19 protein-coding genes are annotated in these 17,552 nt (G+C 57.8%); 7 read left to right on the top strand and 12 right to left on the bottom strand.

The annotated features are described in order from the left end of the window. Positions 1–406 precede the first annotated feature (406 nt). The 6 genes from HJC04_RS02105 to HJC04_RS31560 all read right to left on the bottom strand — a co-directional run bounded on the left by HJC04_RS02105 (position 407) and on the right by HJC04_RS31560 (position 4,720). Positions 407–751 carry a hypothetical protein gene (locus HJC04_RS02105; RefSeq protein ID WP_028756061.1) on the bottom strand — a complete coding sequence of 115 codons (345 nt, stop codon included), beginning with the start codon at positions 749–751 and terminating at the stop codon, positions 407–409. A gap of 49 nt (positions 752–800) precedes the next feature. Beyond that, positions 801–1,091, bottom strand: coding sequence for a helix-turn-helix domain-containing protein (locus HJC04_RS02110; RefSeq protein WP_011654142.1), 291 nt, complete (start codon positions 1,089–1,091; stop codon positions 801–803). A gap of 70 nt (positions 1,092–1,161) precedes the next feature. Next, the gene (locus HJC04_RS02115) at positions 1,162–2,034 is read right to left on the bottom strand and encodes a glycine betaine ABC transporter substrate-binding protein (protein WP_131706131.1); all 873 of its coding nucleotides are present in this window, start codon (positions 2,032–2,034) and stop codon (positions 1,162–1,164) included. 64 nt (positions 2,035–2,098) lie between these two features. Continuing rightward, positions 2,099–2,980 (bottom strand): proline/glycine betaine ABC transporter permease, encoded by an 882-nt coding sequence (locus HJC04_RS02120; RefSeq protein ID WP_138396874.1) that lies wholly within the window; start codon positions 2,978–2,980, stop codon positions 2,099–2,101. Between the two features lie 22 nt (positions 2,981–3,002). Continuing rightward, on the bottom strand, positions 3,003–4,235 hold the full coding sequence (gene proV / locus HJC04_RS02125) for a glycine betaine/L-proline ABC transporter ATP-binding protein ProV (protein WP_138396875.1): 1,233 nt from the start codon (positions 4,233–4,235) through the stop codon (positions 3,003–3,005). 293 nt (positions 4,236–4,528) lie between these two features. Next, a complete protein-coding gene (locus HJC04_RS31560; protein WP_245275163.1) occupies positions 4,529–4,720 on the bottom strand; it encodes a putative metallopeptidase in 192 nt (63 codons plus the stop codon). Here HJC04_RS31560 and HJC04_RS31565 point away from each other — a divergent pair. Beyond that, positions 4,679–5,227, top strand: coding sequence for a hypothetical protein (locus HJC04_RS31565; protein WP_018516657.1), 549 nt, complete (start codon positions 4,679–4,681; stop codon positions 5,225–5,227). The two genes, HJC04_RS31560 and HJC04_RS31565, sit on opposite strands and share 42 nt — an antisense overlap. 93 nt (positions 5,228–5,320) lie before the next feature. On the opposite strand, the gene HJC04_RS32190 is transcribed toward HJC04_RS31565, so the two are convergent. From HJC04_RS32190 to HJC04_RS02145, 3 genes are all read right to left on the bottom strand, one after another. Then, positions 5,321–5,503 carry an aminoglycoside phosphotransferase family protein gene (locus HJC04_RS32190; RefSeq protein ID WP_077979373.1) on the bottom strand — a complete coding sequence of 61 codons (183 nt, stop codon included), beginning with the start codon at positions 5,501–5,503 and terminating at the stop codon, positions 5,321–5,323. A 97-nt stretch (positions 5,504–5,600) separates the two neighbouring features. Continuing rightward, complete coding sequence (locus HJC04_RS02140; RefSeq protein WP_221144627.1) at positions 5,601–6,512, bottom strand: GSU2403 family nucleotidyltransferase fold protein; 912 nt, start codon at positions 6,510–6,512, stop codon at positions 5,601–5,603. Continuing rightward, positions 6,509–7,591, bottom strand: a complete 1,083-nt coding sequence (locus HJC04_RS02145) for a hypothetical protein (RefSeq protein WP_221111135.1) — start codon at positions 7,589–7,591, stop codon at positions 6,509–6,511. Before HJC04_RS02145 ends, HJC04_RS02140 begins: the two co-directional genes overlap by 4 nt. A 224-nt stretch (positions 7,592–7,815) precedes the next feature. Between HJC04_RS02145 and HJC04_RS02150 the strand changes: the two genes are divergently transcribed. Together HJC04_RS02150 and dinB are read left to right on the top strand one after the other, a co-directional pair. Next, positions 7,816–8,040, top strand: a complete 225-nt coding sequence (locus tag HJC04_RS02150; protein WP_245315061.1) for a cold-shock protein — start codon at positions 7,816–7,818, stop codon at positions 8,038–8,040. Beyond that, positions 7,979–9,043, top strand: coding sequence for a DNA polymerase IV (gene dinB / locus HJC04_RS02155; RefSeq protein WP_138396877.1), 1,065 nt, complete (start codon positions 7,979–7,981; stop codon positions 9,041–9,043). Before HJC04_RS02150 ends, dinB begins: the two co-directional genes overlap by 62 nt. Before the next feature lie 363 nt (positions 9,044–9,406). On the opposite strand, the gene HJC04_RS02160 is transcribed toward dinB, so the two are convergent. From HJC04_RS02160 to HJC04_RS02170, 3 genes are all read right to left on the bottom strand, one after another. Continuing rightward, entirely contained in the window at positions 9,407–9,553 is a 147-nt protein-coding gene (locus tag HJC04_RS02160) for a DUF1127 domain-containing protein (RefSeq protein ID WP_138396878.1), read from the bottom strand. Between the two features lie 171 nt (positions 9,554–9,724). Continuing rightward, positions 9,725–10,705: a 3'-5' exonuclease gene (locus tag HJC04_RS02165; protein WP_168262390.1), complete on the bottom strand. Its 981-nt coding sequence runs from the start codon at positions 10,703–10,705 to the stop codon at positions 9,725–9,727. A gap of 244 nt (positions 10,706–10,949) precedes the next feature. Beyond that, positions 10,950–11,144, bottom strand: a complete 195-nt coding sequence (locus HJC04_RS02170; RefSeq protein ID WP_138396880.1) for a hypothetical protein — start codon at positions 11,142–11,144, stop codon at positions 10,950–10,952. Positions 11,145–11,254: 110 nt separating this feature from the next. Here HJC04_RS02170 and HJC04_RS02175 point away from each other — a divergent pair, with 110 nt between their 5' ends. The 4 genes from HJC04_RS02175 to HJC04_RS02195 all read left to right on the top strand — a co-directional run bounded on the left by HJC04_RS02175 (position 11,255) and on the right by HJC04_RS02195 (position 17,545). After that, positions 11,255–12,256 carry a DUF1353 domain-containing protein gene (locus HJC04_RS02175; protein WP_077988050.1) on the top strand — a complete coding sequence of 334 codons (1,002 nt, stop codon included), beginning with the start codon at positions 11,255–11,257 and terminating at the stop codon, positions 12,254–12,256. A 178-nt stretch (positions 12,257–12,434) separates the two neighbouring features. Continuing rightward, the gene (locus HJC04_RS02180) at positions 12,435–14,546 is read left to right on the top strand and encodes a S8 family serine peptidase (protein ID WP_138396882.1); all 2,112 of its coding nucleotides are present in this window, start codon (positions 12,435–12,437) and stop codon (positions 14,544–14,546) included. Next, positions 14,546–15,838: an MBL fold metallo-hydrolase gene (locus HJC04_RS02185; protein ID WP_221123163.1), complete on the top strand. Its 1,293-nt coding sequence runs from the start codon at positions 14,546–14,548 to the stop codon at positions 15,836–15,838. Before HJC04_RS02180 ends, HJC04_RS02185 begins: the two co-directional genes overlap by 1 nt. A gap of 723 nt (positions 15,839–16,561) precedes the next feature. Further along, positions 16,562–17,545, top strand: coding sequence for an AAA family ATPase (locus HJC04_RS02195; protein WP_018516674.1), 984 nt, complete (start codon positions 16,562–16,564; stop codon positions 17,543–17,545). Positions 17,546–17,552: the final 7 nt, after the last annotated feature.

Here is a 17,552-nt window from a genome sequence, read left to right on the forward strand (position 1 = left end):
GCAGAAGGAAGATAGGTGGCCGGATTTTACTCCGCCCCTACGGCGAGATTATCGCGCCGTTACCGTGGCCGACTTTTGCACCGGCGCTCTCAAACGTTATCTTCATCTGGTTCACTCGCCGAAGTTTCAGCTTGTACACGGCGCACCTGAACATCAGTCCGGCGTCTGATCCTTTCGTCTGGTCACCTCCTCAACTCCGATGTCTTCTGTCGCAATTGCGAAGGGGTAGGCGAAGGGGATCGGGTTCGCAGGATCGCGCCGTCGGCAATCGGCGCACCCGGCAGCCTTCGCCGGCGCTGTCTATCCTGCACGTGACGAGGAAGGGGCTGGCCGAGGACGAACAGGCCGGCATCTGCGATCCACGCTGATGCCGGCCGAGATGGGCGGAACTTGGCAGGGGAAAAAGCTATCCGTGGATATAGGCAGCGGACAACGGTCCGAGCTCCGCCGAGATCTGTCGCCACCTCGCCGGCTGCGCGCCGGTGCGGGAAATCATCGCTTCGATCAAGCCGGTCGATACCGCATGCTTCAGTTTGGGGTCAACGCTTCGCATGCCGAGCTCGATCAGCTCGAATACCCTCTGGCGGTCTTCAAGCGATGAAAAACGCTCGGCGATCAGCCATCCCATATCCGAATAGAGGGCGTGCATGGCGGAGAGATCGATCGGCTGGCCGGTTGTCGATCCTGCTTCCAGGGCCGGCGCCCCAGGGATGTTCTGCGTCAGTTCGGATGTGATTGTGCTGGTATCCATCGATGTCGTTCCTTGTCCTGCTGAAATCGTTTGGCGCGGCCGTTGGCCGTCAGTCCGGACGAAAGGCAGAAGCGTTGTCACTGGTGATCCAGGTTGGCCCTTCGCCACGTCCGCTGACGAGCCACGCCAGGCTGACCCCGAGCGCTTCGGCAATCATCACGAGGCGGTCGGGGAAGGGAGCGTCACGATCGTTTTCCCAGTCGATCCAGGTGCCTGCCGCGATGCCGATTGCGAGGGCGGCGGCTTCGACCGACAGGCCGTTCGCGTCGCGCGCCAGCGATATCCGGCCGCCGATGGTGTCGTCAGTCGTGTAGAACGTGTCCGGGCTGTCGATATACAACTGTCGCTCCTGCTCGATCTTGCGAAGATGCTCACCAGCACGATGGCGCTGGGGAGCATGATGTCGGAGATCAGCCTTCCTCGCCGATCCAGCTCTTCACCTGGTCGGGGTGGTCGGCAATGTACTTGTCGACTGCGTCATCATAGGAGCTCTGCTGCGCGGTAAACATCGCCGCTTCCAGATCGGGAATCGGCAGCTTCATGCGCGACAGGAAGTCGGCAACCTTGGGATATTCCGACTTGAAGTCCTTGCGCGCCAGAATGTCGACGTGCTCGGCTTCACCCAGCGACTTTTTCGGGTCGTCGAGGTAGCGCAGCTGGTGCTTGCCGAACATCCAGTGCGGGCTCCAGGCGGTGGCCACGAACCACTTTTCGCCGCGCACGGCGCGATCGACGGTGGTCAGCATGCCGGCTTCGCTGGAGATCTGCAGCTTGTAGCTGCCCAGCCCGTAATCCTTCTCGGCCTTCTCCGACAGGCGCGTTAGGCCGGCGCCGGGGTCGATGCCCTGGATGGTGCCGGAGAGCTTCTTCTGGACGTCTTCCTTCTTGAGATCCTCGATCGAGCCGATCTGGTCTGCGGGAATGTAGTCCGGGACGACCCAGCCGAGCTTGGCGCCGTCATAGACGGTGCCGAGCGTCTCGACCTTCTCCTTGACCTTGGCATAATAGTCCGCATGGGTCTGCGGCAGCCAGGCCATCATCATCGCATCGAGATCGCCGCGGCCTACACCCTGGTAGAGCGGCGCCACGTCTGCCTGCACAAGCTCGACCTTCTGGTTGAGCTTGGTCTCGATCAGCCTGGCAGCGAGCTTAGTGACGAATTCGGCGTCGGACCATGCGGCCCAGCCGATCTTCACCGGCTTGGCATCCGCAGCCATGGTCGCTGTGACGGTGCCAACGAGAAGGGCGGCGGCGAGGCCGAGGGTTGCGAGTGTTTTGAACATATGTGCTCCTTTTGTGAAGGTTCGCATTAGACGGGTCGTTGCCCGCATTGGTCTGACGCGGGGGTCAGGCGGTAGCGGTCGCCAGTTCCTCGCGCTCGGTCTTGCGGAACAGTCCCAGCCAGAAGGCGGCGCGGGGTTTTCCGAGGCTCTGGGTGATCCGGTCGAGAATGACGGCCAGGATGACAACGGCGATACCGCCTTCGAAGCCGGTGCCGACATCGAGACGCTGGATGCCCGTCAGTACCGTGTTGCCGATGCCACCGGCACCGATCATCGAGGCGATCACCACCATCGACAGCGACAACATGATCGTCTGGTTGATGCCGGCCATGATCGAGGGCAGGGCATTCGGCAACTGCACCTTGAAGAGCAACTGCGTAGCGGTGCAGCCGAAGGCATTGCCGGCCTCGATGAATTCGCCATCCACCTGGCGGATGCCGAGATTGGTGAGGCGGGCCACCGGTGGCATCGAGAAGATCACCGTGGCGATCGCGCCGGGTACGGCACCGAGGCCGAAGAACATCGCGGCCGGGATCAGGTAGACGAAGGCCGGCATGGTCTGCATCAGGTCCAGAACAGGGCGCACGAAGGCGGCGACGGAATCCTTGCGCGCCATGGAGATGCCGAGCGGCAGGCCGACCAGCATGGCGATCAGCGTCGAGGCGATCACCAGCGATAGGGTCTCCATCATCAGGCCCCAGAGGGCGATGTGATTGACGAGCAGCAGGCCGAGCGCGGTGAACACCGCAAAGCCGATGCCGACACGCCAGAGCGACAGGATCACGAAGATCGCGATGCCGACAGGCATGGGGATAGCCAGCAGGGCATTCTGGATGCCATCCGTGACGAAGCCGATGGTCGCGGCGATGGCGTCCAGCAGCGGTGAGAAATTGTCGAGGACGTAATTGACGGCAGCGTCGATGCCGTTTCCGATATCGAAGTTCATAGTATATCCGATGTGTTTGGGGTCAGCTGGCGCGATCGAGCGTTTCGAGCAGCGCCGACTTGCTGATGGAGCCGATATAGCGGTTGCGATCGCAGACGACGGGTACCGGCCATGGGCTAGCGGCGACCTTGCCGAGCACGTTCGACAAAGGCTCGGAAGCCGGAATGGCCTGGATCTCGGTCAGGAAAGCGCCGCGATAGGGGTCGGCTGCCTTGGCCCGCATCTTCTCGATCAGCGAAGTTTGGCTGATCATGCCGTGATAGGTCTTGTCGCGGCCGAGGATGATCGCGTATTCACGATCGTAGTTCTTCATTCGCTCGAGCGCTGCGGCAGCGGACACGCCTTCGCGCTCGATGATCGTCACCTGCGACTTGCGGGCAACATCGCCGGCCTTGAAGACATGGGCGACATCGACATTGCGGAAGAACGAGCGAACATAGTCGTTGGCCGGCTGGGTGACGATTTCGTCGGGCGTGCCGACCTGCACGACATTGCCGTTCTGCATGATGCAGATCCGGTCGCCGATGCGCATCGCCTCGTCGAGATCGTGGCTGACGAAAACGATGGTGCGGCTGTGTTCCGACTGCAGGCGAACCAGTTCGTCCTGCATTTCCGTGCGGATCAGCGGGTCGAGGGCCGAGAAGGCTTCGTCCATCAGCAGGATCGTCGGCTCGCTGGCCAGTGCGCGGGCAAGGCCGACGCGCTGCTTCATGCCACCGGAGAGCTGGTCCGGGCGGCTGTCGGCATAGCCATCGAGGCCGACGGCCTTCAGCGCCGCCAGTGCCTTCTGCGTGCGGCCGGCCTCGCCGACACCGGCGACTTCGAGACCGAAGGCGGCGTTGTTGAGGACCGTGCGGTTCGGCAGCAGTGCAACGGATTGGAAGACCATGCTGATGTCGCGGCGGCGAAGCGCGATCAGCTCGCTGCGCGACATGCCGGTGATGTCGCGGCCATCGATCTCGATCGATCCGGAACTCGGTTCGATCAGTCGGTTGAGAAGGCGCAGCAGCGTTGATTTGCCGGAGCCCGACAGGCCCATGATCACGAATATCTCGCCGGCACGAATATCGAAACTGGCGTCGTTGACGCCGATCGAGCAGCCCGTTGCTGCATGAATTTCAGACTTGGTCTTTCCGGCCCGCAGTAGTGCGAAGGCTTTTTTCGGATGCTCGCCGAAGACTTTGTAGATGTTCTTGAGGCTGATCTTGGTCGTTGCCGATTGTGTCGGCGCGTCTTTTTCAGTTGCAGAATTCATATAATTTGGGCGCCGAGCTCAAGAGGCTAGGCATTCTCCTTTTTTAGCCGATGCTTGTCGAGACGACAGTATTTTCTGTGCATTTCCAAGTGTCGGTTGTGTTTTCAATGTAGAAAAGCGCTATTGATTTAATCACGTATCTGGCCATCCAAGTATGGCTCTGCCATAATGGCAATCATCGACAGTAACGTCTGCGTTCGGCGCTTCATATTCCATTCGAAACCAGCGCTTCGGCGGAGGCGTTGAACGTTATGTAGGTGGATATACGCTCGATGTCCATAACAAAATGAAATTTATTGCCAGCGGGTCATCGTGATGGCGCAAAAATAGGCTGTTTTGGGCTTCTGCGACCCTGGCGTTGTGCGCGGCTTCGGGTGAATCCGACGCTTGCGGAACTTCGGGGCTCCGAAGTCGTCGAGCTCCTGCGCACAGTGCGATAGCTCATGCTCCATGAGGGCGCGGGCCTGAGCGTCGCTTGCAGACATCCAGAAGTTGGCATCGATCGTGATTATGAAATCAGGGACCGACCCGAACACAGCGACGACGCCTTCAAGCGCAACCTAGTCCGTCAGGGCCCTGGCCAGATCTGCAGCGCGAACTGGTCGGGCACGGGCGCGACGCCGAAGGACCTCGTAGTAAGGTTTCACAACGATATAGAAGGTGAAGCTTCCTTCACCTTCTCCATTTCCCTGCGCTCGCCTTTTGCTGTCTTTCGTTATCTTGGAGCATTGATGCGATCCAACCCCAATGCCTTCAGGCTCCAGACGGAGGAGGCCCTTCGGCGGGCGACCGACACATCGATTATCAAAGTCACTCGGGGACGATCGCACAACTGCTTTGCCGCCACAGTCTACCGTGGCTCGGCTTATTGCGTCCCAGAGAGGGGCGCCGAAAACACCAAACAAGTCTTTTCGATCCTCGCCCAGCTTGTTGCGCTCAGCGTTACCCCGGGGACGCTGCCGGTTACAAGTGACGTGCGCCTGATCCAGTAAGTGGTATGTTTAGGTGCGCCTTTCGCGATGCTTTGTGACAAGTCGCAACAGTCGGAATACTCGCATAGGCCAGCGGAGCAGCGACCATATTGACTACCGACTACGGTGCCTCCGTTCAAAGACGCGCCTACCCTGGCGCGGTCGATCCAAGATTGCGTTAAACCATTGCGCCAGTGGAAGCAGCTCGGGCAACTGATGCTTTCTTGCTTGATGGAGTCGCGCGGTAGCCGCACATATAATGGCACTTGCCTCGTCGTCTTGGCCGTGTTCGGCCATTTGTGGTGCGGAAAAATCCTGCGCTTTCTGGCCGCGTTGGCCGGAGGGCGATGATGCTCGACGTCGAGTTCACCGCCTGCGGCCCGCGCTCCGAGCATCACTTGAACGCAATACCAAGCGCGCTTAAAAACTCGAGCATGATGTCATTGACGGCACGCTGGCGCAAAATCCGGGCTTCTCTGATTTCCGTGTCGTCTGCAGCACCTTCAATTTCGAACTGCGCCACGGCAACGTTGCCTCCGCGCAGGTAGCCTTCGTCTGGCGCCGGATCACAAAAGCGGGTGAGCAAAAGCGTCAGGGCACGTTCGATGACCTCCCGATCGTTGCCTTTCAGAGCCTCTTGGAATTTGGCGATTGCGCCGGCGAGCCCGCCTTCTCCGTGTTCGAGGCAGTAGACGAGATCGTGCGCATCTTTGCGCTCACGCCGGTGATCAAAGGCAAACGCCTTGAGGCATGTGAATGCCACGATATCGGCGTAGGGGATGGATTCTGTCGAGCGGCCTTTTTCACCCAACAGATCAGCGGTGACTTCCATCCGATCGTGGTGCCCGAACACGAGCGACGCGTGAGGGATATTCACCGCAGAAACATTTCCTTCCGTCGGCAGTTCCTGCAATGCGCCACCCCGGAGCTTCGGATCGTCTGCCAAGAACTCCAGAATGACGAGAATGCCGTGCTCGGTCATGGTCTGCCAACGCCAGTTGACCTTATTGCCCTTGTCATTTTGCGCACGCTCGAAACCCATTTTTTTGAGGTTCTGCTCGAGCGTCCGGTATGCCTCTGTGTCGGCGAGGATCGACAGATCGACGACAACATCGATATCACCGGTTCCTGCATGAGGCGGGACGTCAGGCGGCCTCTTGGTGACGATGTAGCGCGGTGCAAGCCCACCGACCAGAAAGACGGAATCACGCCAGGGGCCGAGGCCGCTGAAGAGCGTAACCAGGACGCGCTCGCAGTCGCGGGTAACATCGGCACTGTATTCAGTCAGTATCTGGGGCTTTGTCATTCGGGTACCGCGAGTTTTGTCAGCCGAAGATGGTCGGCCAGTTCCTTTGAGCGACCGCTGTCAAGCTGCAGGAGATCGAGGTAGGTTTGAAGTGGATCTGTGACCCAGACATGACCGACCCGTTGGCGAAACAGAAAGTCGTGGCGTGGATTAGAGTCTATAACTCCCAGATTCCAGCCCTCTTTGACAGCCTTTGCTCCCAGTTTTCGAAGAAGGCTTTCGCCGCCATGATCGATGCGGCAATGGATTTGGGATATCTTCGAGAGGTGCGGTGCATGGATCTGCCCGGCCATGAGCCCGGAAATTTCGTAGCGAACTCCCGTCTCATCGCAGATGCGGTCAATCTCACGGATCGCCTCATCGATATTGGTCATCCGCATATAGTACGAGCGGAGCGGCTTCGGCTTGATCGAAGCGACATAGGAAGACCACTCGTCAAGCAGCGCGCGGGGATTGGAGAGTATCCTTTCCTTCGATGGACCGGCACCCTTGGAGCTCACCCATTCGCGGCGCTCTAGTTCGATAAGAACCTGGGATGCAGTTGTGGGAGATACGGATGCCCGCTCGGCCAGTTCATGCACACCGAACCATTGGTCCTTAAATGTCCAGACGGCATGGAGGGCCTTTGCGCGACTTCCAACGAACAGATTGTTGAGCGATCGAGCCTGCTGCTTCGAGGCTGGCTTTTCGACGAGAACAAAGAGATTGTCGGCCGAAAGATAGAGACTGCCGCTACGATCGAAATAACCGATCTTCTCCTCGCGCAGGAGTGCGCGTGCGCCTGGGGAAATGGTATCGGCCATCAATAGGGGGAGAACTCTGGAATTGCATGGCGGCATGACGGCAATGTATTTCTTCAGCTGCCAGATTGCTTCCCTGACGTCTCTTGGAAAAGCTGATCTTTTGACCTCGACAACAAGTTTGAGAGGCGCATCAAAAAATCGCGCATCTATAAGGAAATCTGCGTGAGAGTTTCCCATCTGCGACTCAGACATGGGCTCGGACGTGATTTCCCCGCCTGCCTCCGTGAGGCTGGCCGTCAACTCACTCAACATATCGAAGGCTACGGACTCTTCCATAGATATTCCCTGCGCAGCAAATATAACTCTTATGCCGCATATCCGCGGAAATGTCTATATGTACTGCGCAGCAAACAAACGCAAACTGCTATGCAAAGCTCCGTCCCGCGCGGCAAAAGAGTCCGCGCCTTCTCATAGACGAGGTTCATCCGTTGATTGGCAATTGCTCCCGCTTAGGTTCGTTTCGCGCGTGAACATGCCGCAAAGACTGAAGAGGAACTGAGATGGCGACCGGTACTGTCAAATTTTTCAACGGTGATAAGGGATTTGGCCTCATTACCCCAGAGAATGGTGGAACGGACGTGTTCGTTCACGTGTCCGCTTTGCAGCAAGGCGGTTCGCTCAGAGAAGGTGACAAGGTCAGCTTCGAGGTAAACGCCAACGCCGATCCGCAAAATCGTCCATGTGGACATGGATGCCTTTTACGCGTCGGTCGAGCAGCGCGATAACCCGGAACTTCGTGGTAAGCCACTCGCCGTCGGCGGATCCGCAGCACGCGGCGTGGTGGCCGCCGCAAGCTATGAGGCGCGTGCCTTTGGTGTCCATTCGGCCATGCCGTCGGTCACCGCAAAACGGAAATGCCCGGAGCTGATTTTCGTGCCGCCGCGCGTCGACGTCTATAAGGCGGTTTCCCAGCAAATCCGCGAAATCTTCGCCGAATATACGCCGCTGATCGAGCCGCTATCGCTGGACGAAGCCTATCTGGATGTGACGGAAAATCTGAAGGGCATGGAAATCGCCACCGAGATTGCGCTGGAGATCCGTGCGAAGATCAAGCAGGTCACCGGGCTCAACGCTTCGGCCGGCATCTCCTACAACAAGTTCCTCGCGAAAATGGCCAGCGACTTGAACAAACCCAATGGCCAGGCCGTCATCACACCGAAGAGCGGACCAGGCTTTGTCGAAGCCTTGCCCGTCAAGAAATTCCATGGCGTCGGGCCGGCGACGGCTGAGCGCATGCGCAAATACGGGATCGAAACCGGGCTCGATTTGAAATCGAAGTCGCTCGCCTTCCTGCAGGAGCATTTTGGAAAGTCCGGTGCTTATTTTTATGGCATCGCGCGGGGCATCGATGAGCGCCAGGTCCGGCCTGACCGCATCCGAAAATCCGTCGGCACCGAGGATACGTTCGTCGAGGATATCGACAATCTCGACCTGGCCAAAGCCGAGCTCCGACCGTTGGCCGAGAAGGCCTGGCGGTATTGCGGGGCCTATGACATCACGGGAAAGACGATCACCGTCAAAATCAAATACTCGGATTTCAGTCAGGCGACACGCAGCAGGACCGTGTCCGGAGCCGTTTCCGACGTCGACCAGATGCTGGAGATTGCAGAGACCCTGCTCGCCTCGGTGTTCCCGTTCAAACGTCCGGTGCGGCTCTTAGGGATCACCCTGTCATCGCTCAACACCGAAGAAAGCGGGCAAGAACCGCAACTCGATCTGGGACTTTGATCCCGCCGAGCCTGAAAACGAAAAAGCCTGCCGCGGGAGGAGGTGCGGCAGGCTTTTCGAAAAGAACCGAACAGCGACTGGGAGGAGGAGTGTCGCTGTTCCTACAGACGTCCCTGGGAGGAGGAGTGGGCCGTCTGAAATTCGAAGCTCTGCGGGAGGAGGTGCATCGCTTCGATGAAAACCAGGATACCCATTCTCGCCGCACATTAAATAGACTTTGCTGCAGTGCAGCTATGCGGAAAATGCACGGCCTCTTCCTGACCAAAGAAATCTCCAGCTCAGGGCTTAGTGGCAGGCCAGACACAAAAACGCCCGCGTCATCAGCGGGCGTAGCGTCAATCAGGTTGGCTTGGAAACAACCGCTTAGCGAGCGACCGACTGGCGAGCAAGGCTGTGGATGTCGGCGCGATCGATACCGAGGTCCTGCAGTTCGCGCGAGCTCATGCGGCCGAGTTCGGTGACGGTCTGACGATACTTGCGCCAGTTATTGAAAGAGCGTGCTACGTTCATGATGATCCCCTTTCGTGAGGTCTCTTGACGCCAGCAACCATGCTTCGGTTCCAACGTCGTTTCGATGATTGGCATATAGGCCCTTGCCCGCCCGTCGATAAGGCACAAGGTCTCAGGTCGGCCATGCGCTCAAAGCATGGGGACGATCAGAAGATGGGCTGAAGGGAGCGATCAGGCCCGGAACCGGTCGAAGGCAGTGAGGCGTTTGATTGGTGGATCGGCGTCTGGATAGCGGTAGATTTCGGTTCTGAGATAGCGGAGCTCATCATCGAGCGCTTCTTCCCCAACCTCGATCCACCAGGATTTGGGACGGCCGTCGCTTCCGTCGGACCAGCGATAGCCTCGCGCCTTCAGGTCGTCCTTCATGTCGAAGGGGCTGTTCTCCGCAAAGATCCGCACACGTGACCTCTGGCTTGCTTCATAGAGCTCGGCGAAAGCGGTGGAAGCCGGTCCGTCGATTTCTCGAGCCAGGACCTCCAGAAGTGCAAAGCAATCGTCGACCGCACGATGACCCTCATGAAAATATCCTGCTTGCCCGATCAGATATCCGAGCTTGGTGCCTTCATATCCCCGCAACGACCAGTCGATCTCGGAGTTTGAGCAAGCCCAAGCCTTGCCGGAAAACAGATGAGAAAACACCTCGCAGAATGGGCGGTCGAAACTGGCATTGTGGGCGATCAGCAGATCGGCCGGCCCAATCAGCGCCTGCAACGCCGCCGTGTCAATTGACTGCCCGGCCACCATACCATCTGTGATCCCGGTGAGCCTGGTGATCTCAGTGGGAATCGAAACGCTCGGCTGTTGAAGCCCACCATAGATGCCAGTCACGTCACCAATGCTTCCTGTCGCATCGAAGGTGAAAGCGATCGCGCCAATCTCGATGATCTCATCCTTGCGAGCGTTGAGCCCCGTGGTCTCGGTGTCGAGAATGATGCCCTTGAGGGGGTACGCTGGCCGGGCGATGGGAGCGATTGCGCGCGGCATAAGTTTCTGCAGGATCCGATATCGACCTGTCTCCGACAGATGTCGGACCATGTCCTCTTCAGTCATGGTGATGGCATGCTTGTCGGGTTTGACAGAGTTGGAGGAGCCACGCGTGACCACATGGTCGCGCGGAGCTTGCTCCGAAAACATGTCAAACTGTTCTGCCATTCCTGTTGTCAAAGCCCCGCCGCCAATTTTCCTACTTCAAAACACGGCACGATCGGCAGATCAACCTTGTTGGTTGGGGGGTGCAATTTCAGCCACCTCGCGAGCAAGGTTTACAATCTCGCAGTTCACGCAGCTACAGCTCTTGGGTTGTTGATCGCAAGCACCCTCAGCCTGCGTTCCAACGCGCGGTCACCAGATTGCCGATGGGCCAGAAGCGAACGAACGTCTGCGGCGGCTATCAGCCTCAGGGTAGAATTCCGCGCGCCAACGCAATGGATTCGGTGGTTTCGGCGACCTTGAACGGGCCGTTGCAAAGGCTCACCATGGTGCTTTCCCCCGATTTCGTATAGCAGAGCTTGGATGACAGCTGGGGCGGCGCAATCGTCGGACCGCCTGGCGCTGGTACCCCTCCGGAAAGTGAGAAGCGCGCATCAACCATCCAACCTCCTGACGCTCTTTGACGCCATCGATAGAATTTGCAATCATGGGTTATTTTCTGGGGGGACATGCTCGGACTTTGCGGAGCTGAGACTGGGGAGGGTTTCAAACATGCAACGTGACCTTTTAGCTAAAAGCGGTAGTTCGGACAGTTCCTTTAAGCGCGTACTATTGGCCGCGGCTCTCCTTTGTTGCAGCGCGATCGAAATCAACGCGGCTGAGTTCTTCGGCAATTTCTCGAGCGGACCGTCGGGTCAGTTCATAGACGCTGATCCGCGACCCTTATTTGAATTGTCAAACAACTTCAGCTTCGATGACCCGAATGGCCTCAAATGGGACGTTCCCGCCGGTGAAAAAGTAGATGGCGCATCTATTCCACAGGCCTTCTGGTCGATTATTGGAGGGCCATTCGAAGGGCCTTATCTGAAGGCATCCATCATTCATGATTATTTTTGCACGAAGCAAAATCGCACAGCTCACGACACGCACCGGAACTTCTACTATGGCATGCGGGCCAACGGAGTGGCGGAATGGAAAGCAAAGGCAATGTACTGGGCGGTCGCGACGTACGGACCAGACTGGACTCTGGAAACAAAGGTCGTGAACGAACTGCAATGCCACGCTGGACCCACCGGCAGTCTATGCACTTCAGTTCCCATAGTTGTCACGGCGACGGTTGCCACACCGGGCGTTAATCTCGAAAATCCAGAAACTTTGGCTGTCGCAGTTGGAAAATTCAATGCAATCGCTCGTAATCTCAAGACGTCGGACGGGGCAACGCTCGACGTTCTGCCGACCGGAACGGTCTCCGCCTCGATTGAAAGCATTGAAAGTAACGCTGCGAATACCCGCGAGATTTTCGCGACGTCAGCATATCGGCTAGATCCGAATTCACTTGGTGTTGTCCTTGAACCGAAGCGCATCCAGCTCGACGCCATAGACGATTGGCCGGAGAATAAGATTCCCAGCTTTTCAGACATCCAAGGTAGCGCCCTTCCGCAGGGAGGCGATGTTTCAGGTGGCATGGTGCTGGAGCCTACCGATCTCAAGGTTTTTGAACAGAAACTGGACCTCAGTCCGACGCAGTTCAATCTGCCTACCCGGTTGAACTAGCTCGCTTGGTTCGTGTGGAGTGATTTGCCAACGGATTGAAGCGTCACGCGCCACAAACGCTCACGTGCGACTTCAGTATCTCATGGCGCCGATGGGCCGATTTCTAGAACTGTGTGTCCACTTCAGAAAGTGCTTGTCGCAATAGAATCCTCGGATCGAAAAAGGACCTTGAACTGAGATGGCCAATCCACTTGATCGCATGCGCAAACTCAATAGCCGTCTGCGTTGCGTGGCAAACGGCGATTCCAATGTAAACGCAGTGCGAGCACAACAGAACGGTGCAGTGCGGCTCAAACCGGCGGCGCAGAAACTGAAAGTGCCTGATATCGTCAGCTTGACGACCGACGACAGCGTCAAGCAACTGAAGCGTGAGATCGATGCAATCGCCCGCGGCCCGAAACAGAAGGACCTGCCGAAGGATGTCGAGGTCAGCGTCTTTGTCCTTCTGAATCGCGAGAGCGCTAAATCTCCTGATCTTGTCACACGCCGCAACGGCCGTGTCGGCACAGCCACCGTAAGCATCGCGGACCTCCAAAAGCTCGACTCGGATCCCGTGGTGCAATCCATCGAGCTCGCCGAGACGCTGCGGGCGCCGGACCCTCAGATTGGCGCCAACACCCCCAGCCAACCATCCGCCGACCGCTACGTTCTCTACAATAGCGGCACAGTCGGCGTCGCCGGCAAGAACCGAACGATCGATGACATTGGCAAGAACGTGTTAATCGGGATAATCGACGTAGGTGGCATTGATTTCGCCCACGAAGACTTCATGGACGATGCCGGCAATTCACGTATCATCCGCATCTGGGATCAAGGCGGTGATGCTTTCGACCCACCGCAACTCGCCGTCAGCGAGGGGAAGGCAAGCAAAGCCCAAAGCCGCGGGTCTGAAATCACGGCCGAGCACATCGCCTTTGCGCTGAAAGAAGCCAAGGCGGCGCGGGTATCACCCTACGATCTTGCGCCGCAGTCACAGCAAATCCGCGGTTCTCATGCAACCCATGTTGCAAGCATCGCTGCGGGCCGCTCCGGTCTCTGCAAAAGGGCAAAGATCGCCGCTGTTCTCCTGTCGCTCCCCGACGCTGACAACGATCGTCGCAAATCGTTCTACGACACGACCTGCCTTGTCGACGGTCTGGCGTATCTCTTCGCGTTGGCGGAGGCTGACAAGGATATCGAGGCGATTTCGATCAATATCAGCCTCGGCACCAATGGCGGCGCACACGATGGCTCGGAGCTTCTTTCACGCTGGATCGACGCATCGATGACCGAGCCGGGCCGGTCGATTTGCGTCGCGGCCGGGAACTCCGGACAGGATGCGCTGGAATTCGAAGGCGATACCGGCATCTGGTCTGGGCGGGTGCATTCCAGCGGTCGAATCCCAGCGGCGGCGCTGCGGCGCGATCTGGAATGGCTCGTGGTTGGCAACGGTGTCGAAGACGTTTCCGAGAATGAGCTCGAAATCTGGTACAGCGCACAGGATGAATTCGACGTTGAGCTCTTTACCCCTAACGGCATTCGCATCGGGCCGGTCTCTCCCGGCCAGAGGGTGGAGAACCTGCTGCTGGCCGATCGCACAGTCGTTTCGATCTACAACGTCCTGAGTGACCCCAAAAATGGGGATAACCGTATTTCGATCTATCTCAGTCCCTATATGGGCGAGCCAATCGTGGGGATTACAGCCGGCGGCTGGAAGGTGCAGCTTACCGGCAAGGTGGTGCGTAACGGAGCCTACGATGCGTGGATCGAGCGGGACGACCCGTCACGCGGTCGGGTACGCACGCAGTGGCGGTTACCCTCGTTCTTTGGACCGGATACCTTCGTCGACCATTCGACGCTGAGTTCGTTGGCATGCGGTCCGCGGGTCATCGGCGTAGCCAATCTCGATGAGGCGCGGGAACTGCTCAACGCGTCCTCGAGCCAAGGGCCGACCCGCGATGGGAGGATGAAGCCAGAGATTGCGGCGCCGGGCACTGGGATCGTCGCGGCCTGCGGTTTCGATTCGCAAAACAAGTGGATTGAAATGACAGGTACCAGTATGGCAAGCCCCTATGTCTCGGGCGTTGCCGGGCTGATGCTCTCGCTAAACCCGCAACTCACTGCCGCCCAGATCGGTGGGGTCATCCAACGCACTTCACAACCGCTTCCGGGTTCCGGCTACGAATGGCAAAACGGCTCTGGTTTCGGTGTCATTGATCCGGGCGCGTGCCTGCGGGAGGTGGTGAGAATGGTCCAGCCCGTGGATGACCTGACCGACAGTCTTCAGAAGCGAATGAAGGGCAAAAGTTGATGCAGATCGAAGTTTCCCCTGCCGCCAGCGGCGACTGCCTGTTACTGACCTCGAGCGATGACCGGCGTCTGTTGGCCGATGCCGGCCTACCGGACGCCTATGACGAATTCATCGCGACCCCACTCTCCGAACTCAGGGCGGCGCAAAAGGAAATCGACGTCGTTTATGTCTCACACATCGACCGCGACCATATCGGTGGCGTGCTCCGGATGCTTGATGACGAGATGAAGTGGCGAGCCTTCGACCACATGCAGCTCAAGGGCAAGAAGTTCAAACAGCCCGCGATGCCCAGGCCGCCGGCGATTCGAGCGCTCTGGCACAATGCCTTCCTCGACGACATCAGCAAGTCCGAAAGCCTGCAACTGGGTAGCGCACTTGCGGCCAGTGCCAACGCGATGGCTGGCCTCAATGCCGCCGGGTTGGGTACGCCGGAAATGGTGAAGAATGCGGAGCGTGTCGAGATGCTCGCGCTCAGCGTCGGCGACGCCATCGAAGTCAACTGGCGGATCGGAGACGATCAGTTGAGCATACCGCTCAATCCAGACTTTGCCGGAAACTTCATGGTCGCGCGCCCGAAAAAGCCGATTGAGTTAGGCTCTATGACCATTACCGTGCTGGGTCCAACGAAGGTACAGCTCGATGAGTTGCGCAAAGACTGGATCGACTGGCTGAAGAAAAAGAAAGACTACGTCGAAACCCTGCGCAATCGGCACCGCCGCGATGTCGAAGACCTTCGCTCCGGAGTGTCGCCGATGGACGTCGCCCGCCGAGCGCAGGAATTGGCGCTCGCGATCGAAAAGGATGTCACTCCCCCCAATCTCGCCTCTCTCGTACTTCTCGTCGAGGAGAATGGCCGCCGAATTCTTCTGACAGGAGACGCGGGCGATGAGAGCCTGCTCGAATACCTGACCGCGGCGAAATTAATCGGAGACGACAAGCGGCTCGAAGTCGACGTGCTGAAAGTGCCCCATCATGGCGCCGACAACAGCTACTCAAAGAAATTCGTCGAGAGTATCCGTGCCAGCCACTATATTTTCTGCGGTGACGGCGAGCATCACAACCCAGAGCCAGACGTCGTCGAAGGATATCTGAAGGCTGTGAAAACCATACCGTTGAGTGACGGCGGCGACACGACATTCTGGTTCAATTGCTCGTCAGCACGCTGCGCTACCAAACACTTGAAACTCTGGCAGACGATCGAAGGGTTCTTTGGAGCCGGTGGCGTAGCTCCGGAAGCTAACGCGCACTTCCTCTCGAAAAACGCAAGTCGACACAGGCTGGATCTGACCTGATCGCACTCACAGGTCAAAATCTGCCTATGCTCGCCTTGATGAGATTCAATCCACCGACTACACCATGCCAAGTACTTGAAATGGAACGATCTGGCCCACGCAAAAGGCACGAAATCAAGGGTTTTCAATGGCCGATTTAGTTGCTAGGTTCCCTTTTTGTTTCGAAAAGAATAGGGCAATTCAGATGGCGAGCATTACCACTTTGACGCTCGGCAGGAACGCGACAGCGACATAGGCGTATGTGCAGATAATCCCAAGAGGGCCATGATGCGGTTGCACACTGAACCCGACACCGAATGGAAGAACATCTTTCAGCTCTGGCGTGAGAGCGGTGAGGTTCTGCCGCTGAAGGTCGCCAAGAGTTCCTGGAGCACCTAAGCTGGTCACTTCCTGATTGTCGAAGATATCGAGATCAAGAAGTGGCCCTACGGAATGGCCTGGGGTCAGTATCATTGGAAGGGGGTGCCCGGCGCGAAGGGAGAGAAAGTCAATCAGCCGGGAACTTATACGTGGAGAAAACTCTAACTGGCCGGCAACCCGGCAGAGACACAAGGAATTGTTAAACGCCTCGTGCGATATATCGATAGGCTTTGCAACCTGAGTGAGAATCTGTGGACAGGTTCATTTCCGAAACGGCGTAATGGAAATATCTGACACATTGAAATGGATAGACGCTAAGGTGCCCATGGCACCGACAAGCTGACCAACGATTAATTCGAGAAAATGACCACGGCACAACACATCGTAGCTTTGCTGAAAAGCCATATAGACGGAGATGAAGGTCGCTTCCTCTCCGTGGCGACACAGCTTGCCGCGCATGAAGCCCGGCAAGGTCATGGCAAGCTCGCTCAAGAGCTCAGAGAGCTAATCGACGCAGCTCGCGGCAAGACGTCGACCGTCGCACGCATTGGCGCAGGTCCGGTGCCTATCACACAGCCGAAAGGCGAATTAACGAAATTGCTCGCCGCACGTTTTTCGGACACGCGACTAGCAGACATGATTTTGTCCGACGAGCTTCACGAACGGCTTGGAAGAGTGATCGCTGAACAGCGGCATCAGGAGCGGCTGAAAGCCCATGGGCTGACACCTCGCCGCAAGTTGCTCCTTGTCGGCCCGCCGGGGTCTGGCAAGACGATGACTGCAGCGGCATTGGCACATGAACTAAAGCTGCCACTTTTTACAGTTCTCTACGACGGCCTTATCGGCAAACTCATGGGAGAGACAGCCTCGCGCTTAAGACTGGTATTCGATGCCGTCGCGGCGCAACGGGGCGTTTATTTCTTCGACGAATTCGATGCGATCGGATCGCAGCGGTCCGGGCCGAACGATGTCGGCGAGATTCGTCGCGTGCTCAACTCCTTTCTCCAGTTCATCGAGAATGACCATGGCCCAAGCCTGATCATCGCTGCCACAAACCATCCAGAACTTCTTGATAAGGCGATCTTCCGCCGCTTCGATGACGTGATTACATACGAACTACCGGACGAGCGCATCACGCGCGGAATCCTGGAGACGCATTTATCCCGCTTCAAGCCAAAGAAGATCAATTGGTCGGAAATCCTCGATGCAGCCAAGGGACTCAGTCAGGCGGAGATAGCACGAGCTGCGGACGAAGCTGCAAAGATCGCTATCTTGAGTGACAAGCCGACGGTGGAAACCTCAATTCTGCTTGGCGCCTTGTCGGAACGTCACGCCACGATGCGATAAGGCGACC

Source organism: Rhizobium sp. NLR8a (genome assembly GCF_019685235.1).
GTDB lineage: Bacteria > Pseudomonadota > Alphaproteobacteria > Rhizobiales > Rhizobiaceae > Rhizobium.

Bases quoted from the DNA above. Each gene is read 5' to 3' on its own strand.
- HJC04_RS02105 (WP_028756061.1), bottom strand. From the start codon at position 751: ATGGATACCAGCACAATCACATCCGAACTGACGCAGAACATCCCTGGG.
- HJC04_RS02115 (WP_131706131.1), bottom strand. From the start codon at position 2,034: ATGTTCAAAACACTCGCAACCCTCGGCCTCGCCGCCGCCCTTCTCGTT.
- HJC04_RS02120 (WP_138396874.1), bottom strand. From the start codon at position 2,980: ATGAACTTCGATATCGGAAACGGCATCGACGCTGCCGTCAATTACGTC.
- proV (WP_138396875.1), bottom strand. From the start codon at position 4,235: ATGAATTCTGCAACTGAAAAAGACGCGCCGACACAATCGGCAACGACC.
- HJC04_RS31565 (WP_018516657.1), top strand. From the start codon at position 4,679: ATGCTCCATGAGGGCGCGGGCCTGAGCGTCGCTTGCAGACATCCAGAA.
- HJC04_RS31560 (WP_245275163.1), bottom strand. From the start codon at position 4,720: ATGTCTGCAAGCGACGCTCAGGCCCGCGCCCTCATGGAGCATGAGCTA.
- HJC04_RS32190 (WP_077979373.1), bottom strand. From the start codon at position 5,503: ATGGCCGAACACGGCCAAGACGACGAGGCAAGTGCCATTATATGTGCG.
- HJC04_RS02140 (WP_221144627.1), bottom strand. From the start codon at position 6,512: ATGACAAAGCCCCAGATACTGACTGAATACAGTGCCGATGTTACCCGC.
- HJC04_RS02145 (WP_221111135.1), bottom strand. From the start codon at position 7,591: ATGGAAGAGTCCGTAGCCTTCGATATGTTGAGTGAGTTGACGGCCAGC.
- HJC04_RS02150 (WP_245315061.1), top strand. From the start codon at position 7,816: ATGGCGACCGGTACTGTCAAATTTTTCAACGGTGATAAGGGATTTGGC.
- HJC04_RS02160 (WP_138396878.1), bottom strand. From the start codon at position 9,553: ATGAACGTAGCACGCTCTTTCAATAACTGGCGCAAGTATCGTCAGACC.
- HJC04_RS02165 (WP_168262390.1), bottom strand. From the start codon at position 10,705: ATGGCAGAACAGTTTGACATGTTTTCGGAGCAAGCTCCGCGCGACCAT.
- HJC04_RS02170 (WP_138396880.1), bottom strand. From the start codon at position 11,144: ATGGTTGATGCGCGCTTCTCACTTTCCGGAGGGGTACCAGCGCCAGGC.
- HJC04_RS02175 (WP_077988050.1), top strand. From the start codon at position 11,255: ATGCAACGTGACCTTTTAGCTAAAAGCGGTAGTTCGGACAGTTCCTTT.
- HJC04_RS02180 (WP_138396882.1), top strand. From the start codon at position 12,435: ATGGCCAATCCACTTGATCGCATGCGCAAACTCAATAGCCGTCTGCGT.
- HJC04_RS02185 (WP_221123163.1), top strand. From the start codon at position 14,546: ATGCAGATCGAAGTTTCCCCTGCCGCCAGCGGCGACTGCCTGTTACTG.
- HJC04_RS02195 (WP_018516674.1), top strand. From the start codon at position 16,562: ATGACCACGGCACAACACATCGTAGCTTTGCTGAAAAGCCATATAGAC.